This window comes from Paenibacillus mellifer, from assembly GCF_023195895.1.
GTDB classification, from domain to species: domain Bacteria; phylum Bacillota; class Bacilli; order Paenibacillales; family Paenibacillaceae; genus Fontibacillus; species Fontibacillus mellifer.
Genome location: NZ_JALPRK010000009.1, coordinates 145,713 through 162,394, shown reverse-complemented (window position 1 = coordinate 162,394; position 16,682 = coordinate 145,713). Strand labels below are relative to the sequence as shown.

Annotated in this window: 18 protein-coding genes; 15 read left to right on the top strand and 3 right to left on the bottom strand. The window is 52.8% G+C overall.

Translation table 11 applies throughout. The annotated features are described in order from the left end of the window. The first annotated feature begins 152 nt into the window (after window positions 1-152). The 6 genes from hemW (at window position 153) to dnaJ (ending at window position 6,980) form a co-directional block, all read left to right on the top strand. Window positions 153-1,325: a radical SAM family heme chaperone HemW gene (gene hemW / locus M0651_RS12115; RefSeq protein WP_248552027.1), complete on the top strand. Its 1,173-nt coding sequence runs from the start codon at window positions 153-155 to the stop codon at window positions 1,323-1,325. Window positions 1,326-1,497: 172 nt separating this feature from the next. After that, window positions 1,498-1,965 carry an N-acetyltransferase gene (locus M0651_RS12110; RefSeq protein ID WP_248551998.1) on the top strand — a complete coding sequence of 156 codons (468 nt, stop codon included), beginning with the start codon at window positions 1,498-1,500 and terminating at the stop codon, window positions 1,963-1,965. Window positions 1,966-2,071: 106 nt separating this feature from the next. Then, window positions 2,072-3,100: a heat-inducible transcriptional repressor HrcA gene (gene hrcA / locus M0651_RS12105; protein WP_248551997.1), complete on the top strand. Its 1,029-nt coding sequence runs from the start codon at window positions 2,072-2,074 to the stop codon at window positions 3,098-3,100. Between the two features lie 100 nt (window positions 3,101-3,200). Further along, the gene (gene grpE / locus M0651_RS12100) at window positions 3,201-3,773 is read left to right on the top strand and encodes a nucleotide exchange factor GrpE (RefSeq protein ID WP_372490943.1); all 573 of its coding nucleotides are present in this window, start codon (window positions 3,201-3,203) and stop codon (window positions 3,771-3,773) included. Window positions 3,774-3,832: 59 nt separating this feature from the next. Next, on the top strand, window positions 3,833-5,674 hold the full coding sequence (gene dnaK, locus M0651_RS12095) for a molecular chaperone DnaK (RefSeq protein WP_248551995.1): 1,842 nt from the start codon (window positions 3,833-3,835) through the stop codon (window positions 5,672-5,674). 181 nt (window positions 5,675-5,855) lie between these two features. Continuing rightward, entirely contained in the window at window positions 5,856-6,980 is a 1,125-nt protein-coding gene (gene dnaJ, locus M0651_RS12090) for a molecular chaperone DnaJ (RefSeq protein WP_248551994.1), read from the top strand. Between the two features lie 54 nt (window positions 6,981-7,034). On the opposite strand, the gene M0651_RS12085 is transcribed toward dnaJ, so the two are convergent. Continuing rightward, complete coding sequence (locus M0651_RS12085; RefSeq protein ID WP_248551993.1) at window positions 7,035-7,316, bottom strand: DUF2653 family protein; 282 nt, start codon at window positions 7,314-7,316, stop codon at window positions 7,035-7,037. Window positions 7,317-7,319: 3 nt separating this feature from the next. Further along, a complete protein-coding gene (locus tag M0651_RS12080) occupies window positions 7,320-7,754 on the bottom strand; it encodes a hypothetical protein (protein WP_248551992.1) in 435 nt (144 codons plus the stop codon). 204 nt (window positions 7,755-7,958) lie between these two features. Between M0651_RS12080 and M0651_RS12075 the strand changes: the two genes are divergently transcribed. The 7 genes from M0651_RS12075 (at window position 7,959) to M0651_RS12045 (ending at window position 13,575) form a co-directional block, all read left to right on the top strand. Continuing rightward, entirely contained in the window at window positions 7,959-8,327 is a 369-nt protein-coding gene (locus M0651_RS12075; RefSeq protein ID WP_248551991.1) for a hypothetical protein, read from the top strand. A gap of 39 nt (window positions 8,328-8,366) precedes the next feature. Next, complete coding sequence (locus tag M0651_RS12070) at window positions 8,367-8,546, top strand: YfhD family protein (RefSeq protein ID WP_248551990.1); 180 nt, start codon at window positions 8,367-8,369, stop codon at window positions 8,544-8,546. Window positions 8,547-8,660: 114 nt separating this feature from the next. Continuing rightward, a complete protein-coding gene (gene prmA / locus M0651_RS12065; RefSeq protein ID WP_248551989.1) occupies window positions 8,661-9,626 on the top strand; it encodes a 50S ribosomal protein L11 methyltransferase in 966 nt (321 codons plus the stop codon). 6 nt (window positions 9,627-9,632) lie between these two features. Next, a complete protein-coding gene (locus tag M0651_RS12060) occupies window positions 9,633-10,316 on the top strand; it encodes a site-2 protease family protein (protein WP_248551988.1) in 684 nt (227 codons plus the stop codon). Window positions 10,317-10,406: 90 nt separating this feature from the next. Further along, entirely contained in the window at window positions 10,407-11,171 is a 765-nt protein-coding gene (locus M0651_RS12055) for a 16S rRNA (uracil(1498)-N(3))-methyltransferase (protein WP_248551987.1), read from the top strand. A gap of 3 nt (window positions 11,172-11,174) precedes the next feature. Beyond that, window positions 11,175-12,518, top strand: coding sequence for a tRNA (N(6)-L-threonylcarbamoyladenosine(37)-C(2))-methylthiotransferase MtaB (mtaB, locus tag M0651_RS12050; RefSeq protein WP_248551986.1), 1,344 nt, complete (start codon window positions 11,175-11,177; stop codon window positions 12,516-12,518). Between the two features lie 619 nt (window positions 12,519-13,137). Further along, on the top strand, window positions 13,138-13,575 hold the full coding sequence (locus M0651_RS12045) for an NUDIX hydrolase (RefSeq protein WP_248551985.1): 438 nt from the start codon (window positions 13,138-13,140) through the stop codon (window positions 13,573-13,575). Between the two features lie 190 nt (window positions 13,576-13,765). On the opposite strand, the gene M0651_RS12040 is transcribed toward M0651_RS12045, so the two are convergent. Beyond that, window positions 13,766-14,761, bottom strand: coding sequence for a Na/Pi cotransporter family protein (locus M0651_RS12040; protein ID WP_248551984.1), 996 nt, complete (start codon window positions 14,759-14,761; stop codon window positions 13,766-13,768). A gap of 167 nt (window positions 14,762-14,928) precedes the next feature. Between M0651_RS12040 and M0651_RS12035 the strand changes: the two genes are divergently transcribed. Together M0651_RS12035 and M0651_RS12030 are read left to right on the top strand one after the other, a co-directional pair. Continuing rightward, window positions 14,929-16,302: a class I SAM-dependent rRNA methyltransferase gene (locus tag M0651_RS12035; protein ID WP_248551983.1), complete on the top strand. Its 1,374-nt coding sequence runs from the start codon at window positions 14,929-14,931 to the stop codon at window positions 16,300-16,302. A gap of 71 nt (window positions 16,303-16,373) precedes the next feature. Continuing rightward, window positions 16,374-16,601 carry a hypothetical protein gene (locus M0651_RS12030; protein WP_248551982.1) on the top strand — a complete coding sequence of 76 codons (228 nt, stop codon included), beginning with the start codon at window positions 16,374-16,376 and terminating at the stop codon, window positions 16,599-16,601. The last annotated feature ends 81 nt before the right edge of the window (window positions 16,602-16,682 follow it).

Sequence of the window (16,682 nt, the reverse complement as noted above, 5' to 3'; positions counted from 1 at the left end):
AAATGTAAATCGTTTGATGAAGGAAAGCCGTCAGGCTTTCCTTTCTACTATTAATCATGAAAATATCGGAGGAGGGCATGACCGTGAACCAAACGACAAACCTATCAGGGCAGGGAGTGCCGATCCATAACCCAGCGGCAAGCAGCGATCAGGTGAAAGCGGAACGATCCCGTGCGCCGCAAGCCGTATATATCCATATCCCGTTTTGCACAAACAAGTGCTTTTATTGCGATTTCAATTCCTACGTTTTAAAAGATCAACCGGTGATGGATTATTTGCGTGCCTTGGACCGGGAAATGGAGCTTACGGTTCAGCAGACCCCACCGGGTGAAATCCGCAGTATCTTCGTCGGCGGCGGCACGCCAACTGTGCTCAATCCGCAAGAAATGGAGTTCTTCCTGGCATCGGTCAGACGCCATTTCCCCCATTGGTCCAGCGATATTGAATTTACGATGGAAGCCAACCCGGGAACGACAGACTTGGACAAAATGACGGTCATGAAAGACGGCGGTGTGAACCGGGTCAGCTTCGGCGTGCAGGCGTTCCAGAATGAACTGTTAAGCGGTATCGGCCGGATTCATAACACGGACGACGTTTACCGGAGCCTGGACAATGCGCGCGCCGTCGGACTTAACAATCTGTCCATCGACTTGATGTTTGGACTGCCGAATCAGACTGTTGAGATGCTGAATTATAGCGTTTCTCGGGCGCTGGAACTCGGGCTGCCCCATTATTCGATCTACAGCTTGAAGGTCGAAGAGAACACGTTGTTCCATACGCTGTATCACAAAAATCAGCTTCCGCTCCCCAGTGAGGAAGAGGAACTGAACATGTATCTGCTGCTGATGGAACGGATGCAGCAGGCTGGATATAAGCAATACGAGATTAGTAACTTTGCGAAACCGGGTTTGGCCAGCCGGCATAACATTACTTATTGGAAGAATGAAGATTATTATGGTCTCGGTGCCGGCGCCCACGGTTATGTTGGCCGTCAGCGTCACGTCAATATCAAAGGCGTTAACCCTTACGTGGAAGCGGCAAAGGCAGGCCTCCCGCGTCTCGAACAGTTTGGCGTGTCCCGGGAAGAGGCGATGGAGGATTTCGTGATGGTAGGCCTTCGCATGTTGGACGGCATCCGCAAGGCGGACTTCCGCAAGCAATTTGACGAAGAGCTGGACGACGTGTTTGCCCAGCCGCTCAATAAAATGCTTAGCGCCGGTTTGCTGGAGACCCATGAAGATGGAGAAGGCTACCGGTTGAGCAAGCAAGGCGTATTGTTCGGAAACGAGGTATTTGCCGAGTTTATCGGCATATTAACCGTATAAGGACTGAGGATTTCAAGCAGCTAGCACTTCATTTACGAAGTGGCTAAGCTGCTTTTTTGCATTCCCCTGAATATACTTTGAACGTGACATGACGGTGAAACATTTTTCTTGAAGTTTTATACCGTATAATGTATATTTATTCATATTATTTGTGATCGAGGGGGAAATCAGCATGCCAGCGGTTGCTGTGTGCAGGAAGGCTAACTTAGCGGACGTCGAGCCATTATATAACATGATTGAGGGGTATGCCCGGCGGGGAATCATGCTGCCGCGTTCGCGGGCGGTGCTGGAGCGTCAGGTCAAGGATTTCGTCGTCGCGGAAGTGGATGGCGAGGTTGTCGGCTGCGGATCGCTGTGTAAGCTGGGTGAGGAACTAGTTGAGATCCGTTCGCTTGGGATTGCCGAAGGCCACAAAGGCAAAGGGCTGGGATCCATGCTCGTCGAGCAATTGGTAGAAGAGGCGCGGAGACAAGCAATCCCCAAGGTGATGGCGCTCACGTATGAGGTTTCCTTTTTCGTGAAAAACGGGTTTGCGGTCGTTGATAAAGAGATCTTTCCGGAGAAAGTGTGGACCGACTGCGTGAATTGTGCGAAGCAGCATTGCTGCGATGAAATCGCGGTTCTTAAGATACTGGACTGACTTGACAATCGTCAGGTCGGTTTGGTATTTTTGTATTAGTAATTAGCACTCTACGACATTGAGTGCTAACGAACCGAAAAATCGAGGGTACTCAGGAGGGATTGCCATGTTAACGGAACGCCAAAGAATGATTTTAACAGCTATTGTTGACGATTATATTCGCTCGGCGGAGCCTGTGGGATCCCGAAGCATTTCGAAGCGGGGCGATGTCGGGTACAGCCCGGCGACGATTCGCAATGAAATGGCCGATTTGGAGGAGCTCGGTTTTTTGGAGCAGCCGCATACGTCGGCGGGGCGAATTCCTTCTCATAAGGGATACCGCTACTATGTGGATCACCTGACACCGCTAAATTTGCTAACGAACGATGAATTGACAACGTTAAAAGCGTTTTTCGCGGAGAAGCTGAACGCAACCGAACAAATGATTCAACATGCCGGTACGATACTTTCCCAAATGACTAACTATACTTCCATCCTGCTTGGGCCGGAAGTTTTTCATACGTCTTTGCGGCATTTTCAGCTATTGCCGTTGAATGAGACGACGGCGGTTGCCATCGTCGTGACGAATACGGGACAAGTGGAGAACAAGACGATATCCGTCCCGGCTGGCTTGTCTGTTTCAGAGATGGAACGGGTGGTCAACCTGTTGAACCGCAAGCTCACCGGCGTGCCGATTTACAAGCTCAAGTCCGCCTTGTATAACGAGATCGGTCAAGAGATGCAGCGGCACATCGAGCATTTTGAAGAACTGATGAAGGTCTTAGATCAAGCACTCGACGCCGGAACGGATGCGCAACGTCTCTTCCTAAGCGGGGCGACGAACATGCTAACGCAGCCGGAGTTCCGCGACGTCGACAAGGTGAAGGGAATCTTGGATTTGTTGGAGGAGACGCCAACCTTGACGAAAATGATCTCCTCGGCGGCAGGTTCCGGGATCCAGGTGCGCATCGGTACCGAGAACGACCATGTGGCGTTCGCCAACTGTAGTCTCATCACGGCAACCTATCAATTGGAAGGTGAAGCGGTTGGAACGATCGGCATCCTGGGACCGACACGGATGGAATACGCCAGGGTCATCCGGATTTTAGAGATTTTATCGAGGGACTTGAGTAAATTTCTAACCCGGATGCCGTAACATGCATGAACGATGGATCTAGCTGCATGTTAAGGAGGCGAGCATCTTGAAGGAATCACAGCCGATTCAAGACAACATCAATCATAATGTAGAGGAAGAAATGAACATGAACGATAACGTGCAAGAGGACTTGCAACAAACCCCGGAACCGGAACCGAGGCAGGAGGAAGTTACCCAGGAACCGAAGGGTGTGACAGAAGAGGTTACCGCAGAAGCTGGCGCTTCCGCCGAGCTGGAGAAGCTGCGCGCAGAGAGTGAGGATTACCAGCAGCGGCTGCTAAGAACGCAGGCCGATTTCGATAACTTCCGTCGTCGTACGGTCAAGGAGAAGGAAGAGTTAGGGAAATACGCTTCCGCCAAGTTGATTACCGAGCTGCTGCCAGTGATCGACAACTTTGAACGTGCACTCAGCACGGCTGGGGAGAGCACAGACGCCAATTCCTACATTAAGGGAGTGGAGATGATCTTCCGTCAGCTGGAAGGTGTGCTTAAGACGGAAGGTCTGACACCAATGGAAGCGGAAGGACAGCCGTTTAACCCTGAATTCCACCAAGCGATTATGCAAGTGGAATCCGATGAGCATGAAGAGGGCATCGTCGTAGAAGTGGTGCAGAAAGGTTATCTATTGAAAGATAAGGTACTGCGCCCGGCGATGGTCAAAGTTAGCGGCTAATCTCTCTGGCCAGCTTTGTGATCTTAGATGATTTAACCTATTAAGGAGGACATAACGTAATGAGCAAAGTAATCGGTATTGACTTAGGAACAACCAACTCCTGCGTAGCAGTAATGGAAGGCGGCGAAGCGGTCGTCATTCCCAACCCGGAAGGCGCGCGTACGACTCCCTCTGTCGTAGGTTTTAAGAAAGACGGTGAACGGATCGTCGGGGAAACGGCTAAACGTCAAGCCATCACCAATCCGGATCGTACGATCATTTCGATTAAACGGCATATGGGTACAAACCATAAAGAATCGATCGACGGTAAAGATTTCACGCCGCAGGAAATTTCCGCAATCATTCTGCAGAAGCTGAAATCCGACGCAGAAGCCTATTTGGGCCAAACGGTGACCCAAGCGGTAATCACAGTTCCGGCTTATTTTAATGACAGCCAACGTCAAGCGACCAAAGACGCCGGCAAAATTGCAGGTCTTGAAGTGCTGCGGATCGTCAACGAACCAACTGCGGCTGCTTTGGCTTATGGCCTGGAAAAAGCGGAAGATCAAACGATTCTCGTCTATGACCTCGGCGGCGGGACGTTCGACGTATCCATCCTTGAGTTGGGCGACGGCTTCTTCGAAGTAAAGGCGACCAGCGGGGATAACCATCTCGGCGGCGATGACTTCGACCAGAAGATCATCGATTACTTAGTGGCTGAATTCAAGAAGGATCAAGGGATTGATCTGAGCAGAGATAAAGCGGCCGTGCAACGTTTGAAGGATGCCGCGGAGAAAGCGAAGAAAGAATTGTCCGGGGTATTAACCACGACGATTTCTCTGCCGTTCATCACCGTAGTTGACGGCGTGCCGCAGCACCTTGAAGTCAATCTTACTCGCGCGAAATTTGAAGAATTAAGCGCGGATCTCGTAGAGCGTACGCTTGGCCCAACTCGCCGCGCATTAAGCGATGCGGGGATGACGCCTGCGGATATCGATCGGATCGTCCTTGTCGGCGGCTCCACGCGGATTCCAGCTGTTCAGGAAGCGATCAAGAAATTGACCGGCAAAGAACCGCACAAAGGCGTGAACCCGGACGAAGTTGTAGCACTTGGCGCAGCGGTGCAAGCAGGCGTGCTGACGGGCGATGTCAAAGACGTCGTATTGCTCGACGTGACTCCGCTTTCGCTGGGGATCGAAACGGCCGGCGGCGTATTTACGAAGATGATTGAACGGAATACGACGATTCCGACAAGTAAATCGCAAGTATTTTCCACCTATGCCGACAACCAGCCAAGCGTAGAAATCCACGTCCTGCAAGGGGAACGGGAGATGGCGGCCGGCAACAAAACGCTGGGACGTTTCATGCTGGGTGACATTCCACTCGCACCACGCGGCGTACCGCAAATCGAAGTGACTTTCGACATCGATGCGAACGGGATCGTAAACGTATCGGCAACAGATAAAGGCACCGGCAAGAGTCAGAAAATCACAATCACTTCTTCCAGCGGCTTGAGCGACGAGGAAGTCGAGAAGATGATGAAAGACGCCGAGCTGCATGCAGAAGAAGACAAGAAACGCAAAGAGCTGGTTGAAGCGAAGAACAACGGCGACCAATTGATCTACAGCGTTGACAAGACGTTGAAAGAGTTGGGCGACAAAGTAGACGCAGCCGAAACCGACAAAGCCAATGCGGCCAAAGAAGAGCTGAAGAAAGCGCTGGAAAGTGACGATCTGGAGCAAATCAATGCGGCTTCGGAGAAATTGACCGAGATCGTTCAGCAATTGTCCGTGAAGCTGTATGAGCAAGCTTCGCAGGCAGCCGGAGCGGAAGGTGCAGCCGAATCTGCCGGCGGTCAAACCCGCGATAACGTCGTGGACGCCGACTATGAAGTTGTTGACGAAGACAAGAAACAAAGCTAAGATGACTCACAGAGCAGTTTGAGTCTGGTGAATAGACTTTGCAACCGGGAAGGTCAAAGTGCGGGCTGCTTCCGCGCTTTGACTTTCCTTTTGCCGATTAGTGTGAAAATTCAAGATTCGATGTCGAATTAGCTTCTCGATTTACTTCGTGATCAAAAGACGACAAGACGGGGGTGGAAGAATGGCAGAAAAACGCGATTACTACGAGGTGCTGGGCCTCGGTAAAACCGCATCCGACGAGGAAATCAAAAAAGCTTACCGCAAGTTGGCCCGGCAGTATCACCCGGACGTCAATAAAGCGGAGGATGCGGAAGCGAAATTTAAAGAAGTTAAAGAAGCGTATGACGTCCTGAGTGATTCAGAGAAACGTGCGCGTTATGACCAATATGGCCATGTTGATCCGAATCAAGGGATGGGCGGCGGCTTTTCCGGCGGGGATTTTGGCGGCTTTGGGGATATCTTCGATATGTTCTTCGGCGGCGGTGGAGGCGGTCGGCGTGATCCTAATGCTCCGCAGCGCGGCAATGATTTGCAATATACGATGACGATCGAATTCAAAGAAGCGGTGTTTGGCAAGGAAACGGACATTACGATTCCACGCACTGAAAACTGCGACACTTGCTTTGGCACTGGGGCCAAACCCGGAACGAAGCCGGTTACTTGCTCCGTGTGCCATGGTACTGGGCAGCAGGAAGTCGTACAGAACACACCGTTTGGCCGTATGGTTAATCGGCGGGCCTGCAGCAACTGCGGCGGCAAAGGTCAAATCATCAAGGAAAAATGTTCGACCTGCGCCGGCAGCGGTAAAGTGAAAAAACAGCGTAAAATTCATGTGCGCATTCCTGCCGGGGTTGATGACGGGGCGCAATTGCGGATGTCTGGGGAAGGCGAAGGCGGACTTCGCGGCGGTCCTGCCGGTGACCTGTACATCGTTATCCGCGTGAAAACACATGATTTCTTTGAACGCGAAGGCGACGATATCTATTGCGAAGTTCCGTTAACGTTCGCTCAAGCTGCGCTTGGCGATGAGATTGAAATTCCGACGCTGACGGAGAAGGTGAAGCTGAAAATTCCGGCCGGAACGCAAACCGGAACCTATTTCCGCTTGAAAGGCAAAGGGGTTCCGCGTCTGCGCGGGATTGGCCAGGGAGATCAGCACGTGAAAGTGGTCATCGTAACGCCAAGCAAGCTGAGTGACGAGCAGAAGGAATTGCTGCGCCAATTCGCATCGCTGGACGGCGAACTGACACACGAGCACGAACAATCTTTCTTTGACCGAATGAAACGAGCATTTCGCGGGGACTGATCCCCAATGAAAAAGCGCGAACCGAGGATTCCAACTCGGTTCGCGCTTTTTTTGCTATGGGTTTTGGATCTCTGCCATGATTTCTTCCTCCAATACCAGGCGGATATCTTCCCGGAACACCCGCATCCCATATTCCCGATGAACGTACACCATGATCGCTTCCATGATGTTCGATTCGATGATATACCGGCTGCGACCGTTAACCCAAACCTCGCCGGTATAACCGGTATCTTCATCCCAACTGAGTTCCACCGTCACGTCGGTGGGTCGGACGGATGTCCGTTCAGCGGTATGCAGGCAAATCGCGTTAATGATCTCGTCCATCCCGAGGATCATGGTTTAATATCGGCCTCCGCCCCGGTAATCATCGTGGCGCGGCCGCTTCTTAAACCGCCGATACAAGGCCATGACGGCGATAATAATGACATAGATGGCCAATAGGTTTACGGCTAACCCTAACAGGTTGCCAAAGAAGCCCATATTGCCAAACAATCCGCCGAACAACAGGCCGGCAAAACCGCCGATCATCATCCCGCGCATAAAGCTGCCGCCGCTGAAGAATCCCCGGTTCGTCGTTGGGGTCCCTGTCGTAGCTCCCGTTCGATTGCCCGTCGTATTCTGGTAATCGCTTTGCGCCGGCTTCTTCGGAGTTGGTTTATAGGTGCGCGGCCCGGATTTGAACCCTCCGCCGCGTCTTGCGTCGGCAAAGTCCGGGGCGGTGAAGGTGAAGAAGACGGTAAAGACCATCATGAGCAGCATTATTCTTTTTAACATGGTGCATGAACCCTCCTATGCAAGTAAGTATGTTCTGTTCCCTCGCAAGTAATACGGACAAGTCTGTCTGTCGTTTCAAATTTTAAATAAACTAGCCAGGAACAAAATTTGTATAAAGCCAAGGCCAAGATTACATCCTACGGAATAATGGGCTGTGAAGGGTGCAGTTTCATTGAAGCGTAAAACGAAAGGCAGGGAGGAAGAATGGCTGAGAAGAATATTTTGGCCTATTTCAAAAGCCCGGAGGAAGCCGAAGGGGTGGCCCGTAAATTAAGTGCACTGCGGGTGGAGGATATGTCGATCGACCGCTTCAGCCGTTATGCCGGCGAAGGTTACGATCCGATGAACCCAGTAACGGGGAGCATATCCAGCTTAGCGGCGATTACCCAGGATGCGGCGATCACCAACCGTTCGGCGGGCATTCTGGCGGCTGCGGATCCGGCAGCCAGCGGACTTAGCCATGGGGGACAAGGCGGCCCAACCGGCCATGATATCCTGCTGACCGCCGTTGTCGATGAATCGATACACCATCAGGCGCTTCGAATTATTGAGGAATCGGGCGGCTTGATTTAGCGAATGAGCATTTTTAACCTAAAGGAGATGAACAATGAGATGAGTCAAAATCAGGAGGATCGGCGAACAAAGCGAGTTTCCGCCAATGGAAAGAATCTACCGATCGGACATAACAACGATGTAGAGTTTGCCGAGGATTTAGCCGATCAGGAGGACTGGGAAGCACTGGAGCGCAGCGAACGAGCAGACGCTCGCCAGCAGGGACAATACAAATTGTAACGGTAACGGCAGGCGGGGGAACCTTTATCGAGGCTCCTCCGTTTTGTTTTGTCACGTTCTTTATTCTATAGTACAATAAAACTTATGCATGTTAGTCAAGGAGGAAATCATACGATGATTTGGAAGGAAATAACTATACATACGACGGAAGAAGCGGTGGAGATGGTTTCCAACTTCCTGCACGAAGCGGGTGCAGGCGGGGTGACCATTGAAGAGCATGTCGATAACGATAAACCTCGCGATACTTCGCTGGGGCAATGGTTCGAAATTCCACCTAACGATATTCCCGAAGGGGAAGCTAAAATCAGCGGGTATTTTCCGGAAGGATTAAATATCGAAGAAGTGATCGTCGAAGTCCGGACACGTATCGAAGAGCTTAAGAGCTATGATATCGATCCCGGAGATGCGGGCATCAGTGTAAGGGATGTAAGTGAGGACGACTGGGCTAACAACTGGAAGCAATACTTTAAGCCGCTGCGGGTATCCGAGAAGCTGACGATCAAACCAACATGGGAAGATTATACGCCAGGGCCTGGCGAGCAGATCATTGAACTGGATCCCGGAATGGCGTTTGGCACGGGTACCCATCCAACGACGTCATTATGCTTGCGCACGCTTGAGAGCATCATTCAAGATGGGGACGAAGTGATTGATGTTGGTACAGGATCGGGCATCCTGGCAATCGGAGCCTGCCGGCTTGGCGCGTCCAAGGTGCTGGCGCTTGATCTGGACCCCGTGGCCGTGTCCAGTGCAACGGAGAACACGCGGCTGAACGGTCTGGAGAACCAAATCCAGGTGGTGGAAAGCGATCTGTTGTCTGTCCTTAAAGGCGAAGGCAGCGCCGATGTTCAGGTCAAGCTGCCGGTGCGGGTGGTCGTGGCCAACATTTTGGCAGAGATTATCTTGCTGTTTATCGAGGATGTATACCAAGCACTAGAGTCCGGCGGTTATTATATCGCATCGGGTATTTATAAGAATAAAGAACAAGCCGTACAAGAAGCGCTGATTGCCGCGGGTTTCGAACTGGAACGGACGGCCCGGGATGAGGATTGGGTTGCTTTTGTGGCGAGAAAGAGGTAACAATTTATGGAATGGTTAGACCAAATATTGCGGGTCCCGCTGGACCAGCTCCCGTTTTATTTGATCACCTTGGTGATCGCTTTTACGCTGCATGAATTTTCGCACGCTTATTTTGCCAATAAATTCGGTGACCCTACCGCCAAGCTGCTGGGACGCGTTACGTTGAATCCGGCGGTCCACTTCGATCTGCTGGGCATTATTCTGCTCCTGATTGCCGGCTTCGGTTGGGCCCGGCCTGTGCCGGTGAACCGCGACAACTTCAGCAAGCCGCGCTTAATGGGTGTAATCGTATCGGTTGCGGGACCGCTCAGCAATTTACTGCTCGGCGTCCTCGGGACTCTGGTATACGTGATGCTTGCCCAATTTGGCGTACTGGATTCAATAACGAACGAGAAGCTGTTCCAGGCCGTATTAATTTTCTTTAATCTGTTTACCGTAATGAACTTTTTCTTATTTTTATTCAACCTGATTCCTTTACCCCCTCTGGACGGCTATCGGATCTTGGAGGATGTTGTACCGCGTCGTATGCTGGGCAAACTGCAGCAATATGAGCAGTGGTCGGTGCTGATCTTTCTGGTGATCCTGATCGTTCCAGGAATGCAGCGGTATACGATTTCACCGCTATATCATGCGGCTGAGGCGATCTACTTCCAGTTCGCCCATCTGTTCCTTGCCATGTTTGGCGCATAGGGCGGGAAGAAGGACTGGAAACGGGATATCAAAAGTTGTATGATGTAGTTTGGTGATTTTGAACCATGATTGAACGATGAGGATGATAAGATGCAGCGTTATTTTGTAGAGCCCGTGCAATTTGACGATCGGGAAGTGACCATTGTCGGCGAGGATGCCCGCCATATCGGCAGGGTGATGCGATCCAAGCCTGGCGATAAGTTGATCGTGAGTGACGGGAGTTCTCGTGAAGTCCTCGCGGAAATTTCATTCATCGAGCCGCAGCAAGTAACTGCGACTATTATAGAGGTACTGGCGGCATCGGGAGAACCGTGGCTGCAGGTGACCGTGGCTCAGAGCTTGCCGAAAGGCGACAAGATGGAAACGGTGATCCAGAAGTGCACGGAGATTGGAGCCGCATCTTTCCTTCCTTTTCTATCTGAACGTACGGTGGTGCAATACGATAGCAAGAAGGAAGAGAAACGTCTCGCCCGCTGGCAGAAAATCGCCAAAGAAGCCGCCGAACAGGCGCATCGCAGCATAATTCCGGTTGTCGAGCTTTCGGTCAAATGGGAAGAACTGCTGGCCGCGTTGCCGGGTTACGATCTGGTATGCTTATGTTATGAGAAAGAAGACGGCCGACAGCTACGGGACGTGTTGAAGCCATTCGTCGCGGAGCTTACGCCTGATACAAAGGTCAACGTTGCCGTTGTGGTCGGACCCGAAGGCGGCTTTACCGAAGCTGAAGTACGGGAAGCCGAAGCCGCCGGTGCAGTATCCGTTGGTTTAGGCCGGCGTATTCTACGTACCGAAACGGCCGCGATGGCCGCCCTAACTTGCATCATGTATGAATCCGGAGAAATGGGGGGGGATTGAGCGATGCCAACCGTCGCCTTTTACACCTTGGGCTGTAAAGTTAATTTTTATGATACCGAAGCCATTTGGCAGCTATTTAAAAACGAAGGCTACGAGCAAGTTGATTTCGAGCAATCGGCTGCTGACGTCTATTTGATCAATACCTGTACCGTTACGAATACCGGTGACAAGAAGAGCCGTCAAATCATTCGGCGCGCCGTACGCCGTAATCCGGACGCCATTGTAGCGGTGACCGGTTGCTACGCGCAGACGTCGCCTGCGGAGATTTTGGACATCCCCGGCGTAGACTTGGTCATCGGGACGCAGGACCGGGACAAGATTATCCCTTACGTGAAGCAGCTTCAAGAGCAGCGTAAGCCGATTAATGCGGTGCGCAACATCATGAAGACACGGGAATTCGAAGAGCTGGACGTGCCGAATTTCGCCGACCACACTCGCGCTTTCCTGAAAATTCAGGAGGGCTGCAACAACTTCTGCACCTTCTGTATTATCCCATGGTCGCGTGGTTTGTCGCGCAGCCGTGACCCGCAAAGCGTTATCCAACAAGCGCGTCAGTTAGTCGCCGCAGGGTACAACGAGATCGTCCTGACCGGCATCCATACAGGCGGGTACGGAGATGACCTTGAAGATTACCGTTTATCCGACCTGCTCTGGGATCTGGACAAAGTAGAAGGGCTTGGTCGCATTCGAATCAGCTCGATTGAAGCAAGTCAAATCGACGAGCGCATGCTTGAGGTACTGAAGAATTCCTCGAAAATGTGCCGACACTTCCACATCCCGCTGCAAGCTGGCAGTAATGAAGTGTTGAAGCGGATGAGAAGAAAGTACACAATCGAAGAGTTTGAGCATAAAATCAAAATGATCCGCGAGTTCATGCCGGACGTGGCCATTACGACCGATATCATCGTTGGCTTCCCAGGGGAAACCGACGAGCTGTTCCGCGAGGGCTTCGAGGCGATCAAACGCATCGGCTTCTCCGAAATGCACGTGTTCCCTTATTCCAAGCGGAGCGGTACGCCGGCCGCGCGGATGGAGGATCAAGTTGACGAGGACGTGAAGCATGCCCGCGTGCATGAACTGATCGAGTTGTCCGAGCAAATGCAACTTGCATATGCCGAGAAGTTCGTCGGTCAAGTGCTGGACGTCATCCCGGAGAGGGATGAGAAAGGCACCGCTGGAGATGGTTTCGTGACCGGCTTCAGCGACAATTACTTGCAAATCCGCTTCCCGGGTACTCCGGACCTGACCGGTAAGATTTGCCGTGTCAAGCTGACCCAAGCTGATGTCAACACTAGCGAAGGCCAATGGGTCCGCGTCCTGGATGAAGCCTCGCAAGCCCTAGCCTAATACTTCCGCCCGCCACCGGGCACGAAACAAGGATTTCACCCCTACGGGTTGAAATCCTTGTTGTTACATAAGGGCGAATTGGAAGTATGAGTACGCTGCGCCTATAATTAACAAGTGACATGGAAGGTAACAAGCGCATTCCCGAAGGGATAAGCGCTCCACGAACCAACGCCAAGCGCATTCCCGAAGGGAACAGCGGTCAGGAGCGCCTCAGCCGATCCCACGTTTTTGGTAGGGTGTTAATTAGGTAACCCAGGAGAACAAGAAGTAAGACGTACCTGAAGGGGGAAAAGCGTTCCATGAGCCAACGTCAAGCGCATTCCCAAAGGGAACAGCGGTCAGGAGCGCCTCAGTCAATCCCACGTTCTCTAGGTTTTCAAAGGGGTAACCTAGGAGCGCAAGAAGTAAGACGTACCCGAAGGGAGAAAAGCGTTCCACGAGCCAACGTTAAGCGCATTCCCGAAGGGAACAGCGGCAGGAGCGCCTCAGTCGATCCCACGTTCGTCCAGTTTGCGGGATCCCCAAGGGCAGCAGGCCCATGGGGGCCCTCCCTTACGGTAAGGGAGGGTTTGGGAGGGTTGAGTCCCGGGTTGAGTCATTTTAAGGAGGTACAGCCAGAATGTCATTCAAAGAAATCTCTGCTGGAGGCGTCGTCTATCGCATCCAAGACGGGCGGCTGCAAGTGCAGCTGATTACCGACCGTTACGGCAAAATATCATTTCCGAAGGGGAAGAGAGAACCGGGAGAAACCGTAGAGCAAACGGCGCTTCGCGAAATTTTGGAGGAAACCGGCATTGTGGGCCGGATCGAAAAACTCATCGATATCATCGCTTATACTTACCATCATCCCAAACTGGGGAACGTCGATAAAGAAGTCCATTACTACCTGGTTCAATGGCAAAGCGGGGCGCTTCGGCCTCAGATTGAGGAGATCCGCAGCGTGTCTTGGTATGAGCCGCAGGAGGCTTGGCGTCAGCAGCTCAAGGCAGGGTACGACAACAACGATTTCATCTTGGAACATGCGCTTAAGATGCTTGGCGTCGAGCCGGAAAATTGAGCGGAGGGGAATAGGTGCTCAAATGCAGTTATTTCTGCTGAAATCGTCCAATAGGCTGGGATAAGTGCAAGAGTGCAGTTATTTTCTACGGTATTTGAGTAATGGGAGGATATCGGCGAAAATAACTGCATTTTTGCCGCTAATTAGGGAAATTAGCAACTCTTCATAGAAATAGAAGCACTTCCTGCAACTATTTAATGGCAAGATCGTCGGCCCCGGACCGATCCAGCCGAGACCAGATCGGCAAATAGCAGAAGGGCAGCGCCAACAGGGAGCTTACGACGTTAAAAATCGTTTGCGTATGGGCAATTTGCGCCGAGAGATCGCCGGTCAGCGAGGTTGCCACCGCTTGCAGCAGCGGAACCAGCGGCAGGAACAACGCCGCCCCCAGTACGTTCAGCGCCACGTGCGACCAGGCGACGAACCGTCCCGGCCGGGTGCCGCCGATCGCGGCGATCACCGCGGTGACGCAGGTGCCAACGTTGGAGCCGATGACCATGGCGATCCCAAACTCCACGGGCAGGGCACCGCTGGCGGCAAGTCCCATGGTCATGGCGACAACCGCGGCGCTGCTGTGAATGATCGCCGTCAGGAGGGCGCCGGCGAAGGCGCCCCACAATAGGCTGCCGGTGGCATGCTCCAGCAGCCAGGCGATCACGCCGCGCTCCTCCAGCGCCGGACCGATCGACTGCATGAAGCGGATTGCGATCATTACGAGGCTGAAGCCGGCCATAGCAAGGGCACCAAACTGCAAGGGTTGTAGCCAAGGCAAGCGGCGCTGGATATAGCTCGGCAGCATTTCGCCGCCAAGTACGGCGGCCGCCCACAGCCCTAACGAAACGAGGAGCATGGGAACGCCTAGCTTGGCTATATTAAGGGCAAGCAGCTCCGTAGTCAGGCAGGTTCCGATATTGCCTCCCAGGATGATCCCTAACGTTCGAGCGTAGGACAACAACCTGGCGTTAACGAGCCCGATCGTCATGACCGTAACGGCTGTGCTGCTCTGCAGAACGGCCGTGATCAGCGTACTCGACAGCAAGCCGGTCCAAGGCGTTCGCGTAGTCCGATGAAGAAAACCGATCAGTTTCGGGCCGGCCCAAGCATGCAGGGCTGCCTCCATCACCTTCATGCCAAACAGGAACAGGGCGAGCCCAAACGTCACCGGGAACAAGATGTCTTGAAACATATCGGCGATCCCCTTTTTCGCAAAATGAAGTGCAAATCAGCTACATTCGTACAAGTTACATATATGACAGATGGACAACTTCCATGCTATCCAAGCAGGTGTACATCCAAGTCGGAAGAGTCGCCATGAGGCCTAGGCGTATATTCTATGAAGGAGTGAAGTATCGAGTGGCAAGGGTCATACTGCAGCGCAGCCGTAAGAAACGGTTGGAAAAGGGACATCCTTGGATCTTCAAAAACGAAATTGAGAGTGTAGAAGGGAACGTGGAACCGGGCGCTCTGGTTGAGATTGTTGACCACAGGCACCGCTACCTGGCTACAGGGTATTACAACCCGGCCTCGCAAATTACCGTTCGCGTCGTATCCTATACGCCGCTGGCGGCGATGGACACCGCCTTTTTTGTCCGCCGGTTTACGGAATGCTTGAAGCATCGGGAACGGTTCGTGAAAGAGGATGCCTACCGGCTGGTTTACGGGGAAGCGGACTTTTTGCCTGGGCTGATCGTGGACAAGTTCGGAGAGGTGCTGGTTGTCCAGTTGCTAACGCTGGGGATGGATCGCTGCCGGGAACAGATCGTCGCGGCGCTGACGGAAGTGTTGCATCCCGTTGGCATTTACGAACGCAGCGATGTATCCGTACGCGAAATGGAAGGCCTGGAGCAGGTGAAAGGGCCGATATTCGGAGAGCCGCCGCGTCATGTCATCGTGACAGAGAACGGGCTCCAGATCGAAGTGGATATCGAACAGGGACAAAAAACGGGGTATTTCTTCGACCAACGGGAAAACAGGGCCTCCATCAAACCGCTGATGACCGGGTGGGGCGGACGAAGCGGAATCGCGCTGCAAGAGCTGCCGACGGAAGACGGCGGCGTGCGGGTCGCGCCGGTCAACCGGAACGGCAAAGAGGTCACCTTCCCATACTGGGACGGGGCGACCGTGCTGGAATGCTTCTCACACACCGGAAGCTTTACGTTGCATGCCTGCCAATATGGGGCCAAAAAGGTCACCTGCCTTGACATCTCCGAGCATGCGATTGAAAGCGCGAAACGGAACGTCGAACTAAATGGATTCACCGAACGCGTTGAATTTGTCGTAGCCGATGCCTTTGACTACCTGCGGAGCCAGGTGAAGGGGGTAGAAGAGCGGACGCGTCGGGCGGCGCAAGACGCCAAGGTTGACACCTCCGTGCCGTTAACGGCCGGCGGCGGTCGGACCTGGGATGTCGTTATTCTCGATCCGCCAGCGTTCGCCAAGACGAAAGCAGCGGTCAAAGGCGCTTGCCGCGGCTACAAGGACATTAACCTTCACGGCATGAAGCTGGTGAACGAAGGCGGGTATTTGGTAACGGCCAGCTGCTCCTACCATATGCGTCCGGATCTGTTCCTGGAGACAATTTTGGAAGCCGCAGAGGATGCGGGAAAGGTGCTGCGCTTGGTCGAATGGCGGGCAGCCGGGAAAGACCATCCGCAGATCCTTGGGGTCGACGAAGGTCATTACCTGAAATTTGCCATTTTCGAGGTGCGTAGTAAAGACGCTCTCTAACCTTGGAAACCAAGAGACACGGATGTAACATTTTTCCTGATTTCTGCCGATAGCTAAGGGTAAGAGGAAAAATGGTGACGATCCCGGATCGTCCCGCGGGAGCTCCGCAGGACTACGTGGCGGCGGATAAACTGCTGGAGTTCGTTCATCCCGAAACCTACGGGAAAATGACCGAAGCTTTTGCGCAAGGGGACGCCAAATCGGGTCTAAGCCTGCTGCTCGATTTCGTCCGAAACATTCCGGCTCACCCGGAATGGATGGACAGCTACAAGAAAAATAGGCAACAGGCAGATTTCTGACTTGGATAGAGATAGATGGGCCTCGTTTCGCGGTTATCGCGAAGCGGGGCTATTTTTATATACGAATGTTTGATCGTATTT

Bases quoted from the DNA above. Each gene is read 5' to 3' on its own strand.
- M0651_RS12110 (WP_248551998.1), top strand. From the start codon at position 1,498: ATGCCAGCGGTTGCTGTGTGCAGGAAGGCTAACTTAGCGGACGTCGAG.
- prmA (WP_248551989.1), top strand. From the start codon at position 8,661: ATGATTTGGAAGGAAATAACTATACATACGACGGAAGAAGCGGTGGAG.
- M0651_RS12075 (WP_248551991.1), top strand. From the start codon at position 7,959: ATGGCTGAGAAGAATATTTTGGCCTATTTCAAAAGCCCGGAGGAAGCC.
- hrcA (WP_248551997.1), top strand. From the start codon at position 2,072: ATGTTAACGGAACGCCAAAGAATGATTTTAACAGCTATTGTTGACGAT.
- M0651_RS12080 (WP_248551992.1), bottom strand. From the start codon at position 7,754: ATGTTAAAAAGAATAATGCTGCTCATGATGGTCTTTACCGTCTTCTTC.
- mtaB (WP_248551986.1), top strand. From the start codon at position 11,175: ATGCCAACCGTCGCCTTTTACACCTTGGGCTGTAAAGTTAATTTTTAT.
- M0651_RS12055 (WP_248551987.1), top strand. From the start codon at position 10,407: ATGCAGCGTTATTTTGTAGAGCCCGTGCAATTTGACGATCGGGAAGTG.
- M0651_RS12070 (WP_248551990.1), top strand. From the start codon at position 8,367: ATGAGTCAAAATCAGGAGGATCGGCGAACAAAGCGAGTTTCCGCCAAT.
- dnaJ (WP_248551994.1), top strand. From the start codon at position 5,856: ATGGCAGAAAAACGCGATTACTACGAGGTGCTGGGCCTCGGTAAAACC.
- M0651_RS12060 (WP_248551988.1), top strand. From the start codon at position 9,633: ATGGAATGGTTAGACCAAATATTGCGGGTCCCGCTGGACCAGCTCCCG.
- dnaK (WP_248551995.1), top strand. From the start codon at position 3,833: ATGAGCAAAGTAATCGGTATTGACTTAGGAACAACCAACTCCTGCGTA.
- grpE (WP_372490943.1), top strand. From the start codon at position 3,201: ATGAACATGAACGATAACGTGCAAGAGGACTTGCAACAAACCCCGGAA.
- M0651_RS12030 (WP_248551982.1), top strand. From the start codon at position 16,374: ATGGTGACGATCCCGGATCGTCCCGCGGGAGCTCCGCAGGACTACGTG.
- M0651_RS12040 (WP_248551984.1), bottom strand. From the start codon at position 14,761: ATGTTTCAAGACATCTTGTTCCCGGTGACGTTTGGGCTCGCCCTGTTC.
- M0651_RS12045 (WP_248551985.1), top strand. From the start codon at position 13,138: ATGTCATTCAAAGAAATCTCTGCTGGAGGCGTCGTCTATCGCATCCAA.
- M0651_RS12085 (WP_248551993.1), bottom strand. From the start codon at position 7,316: ATGATCCTCGGGATGGACGAGATCATTAACGCGATTTGCCTGCATACC.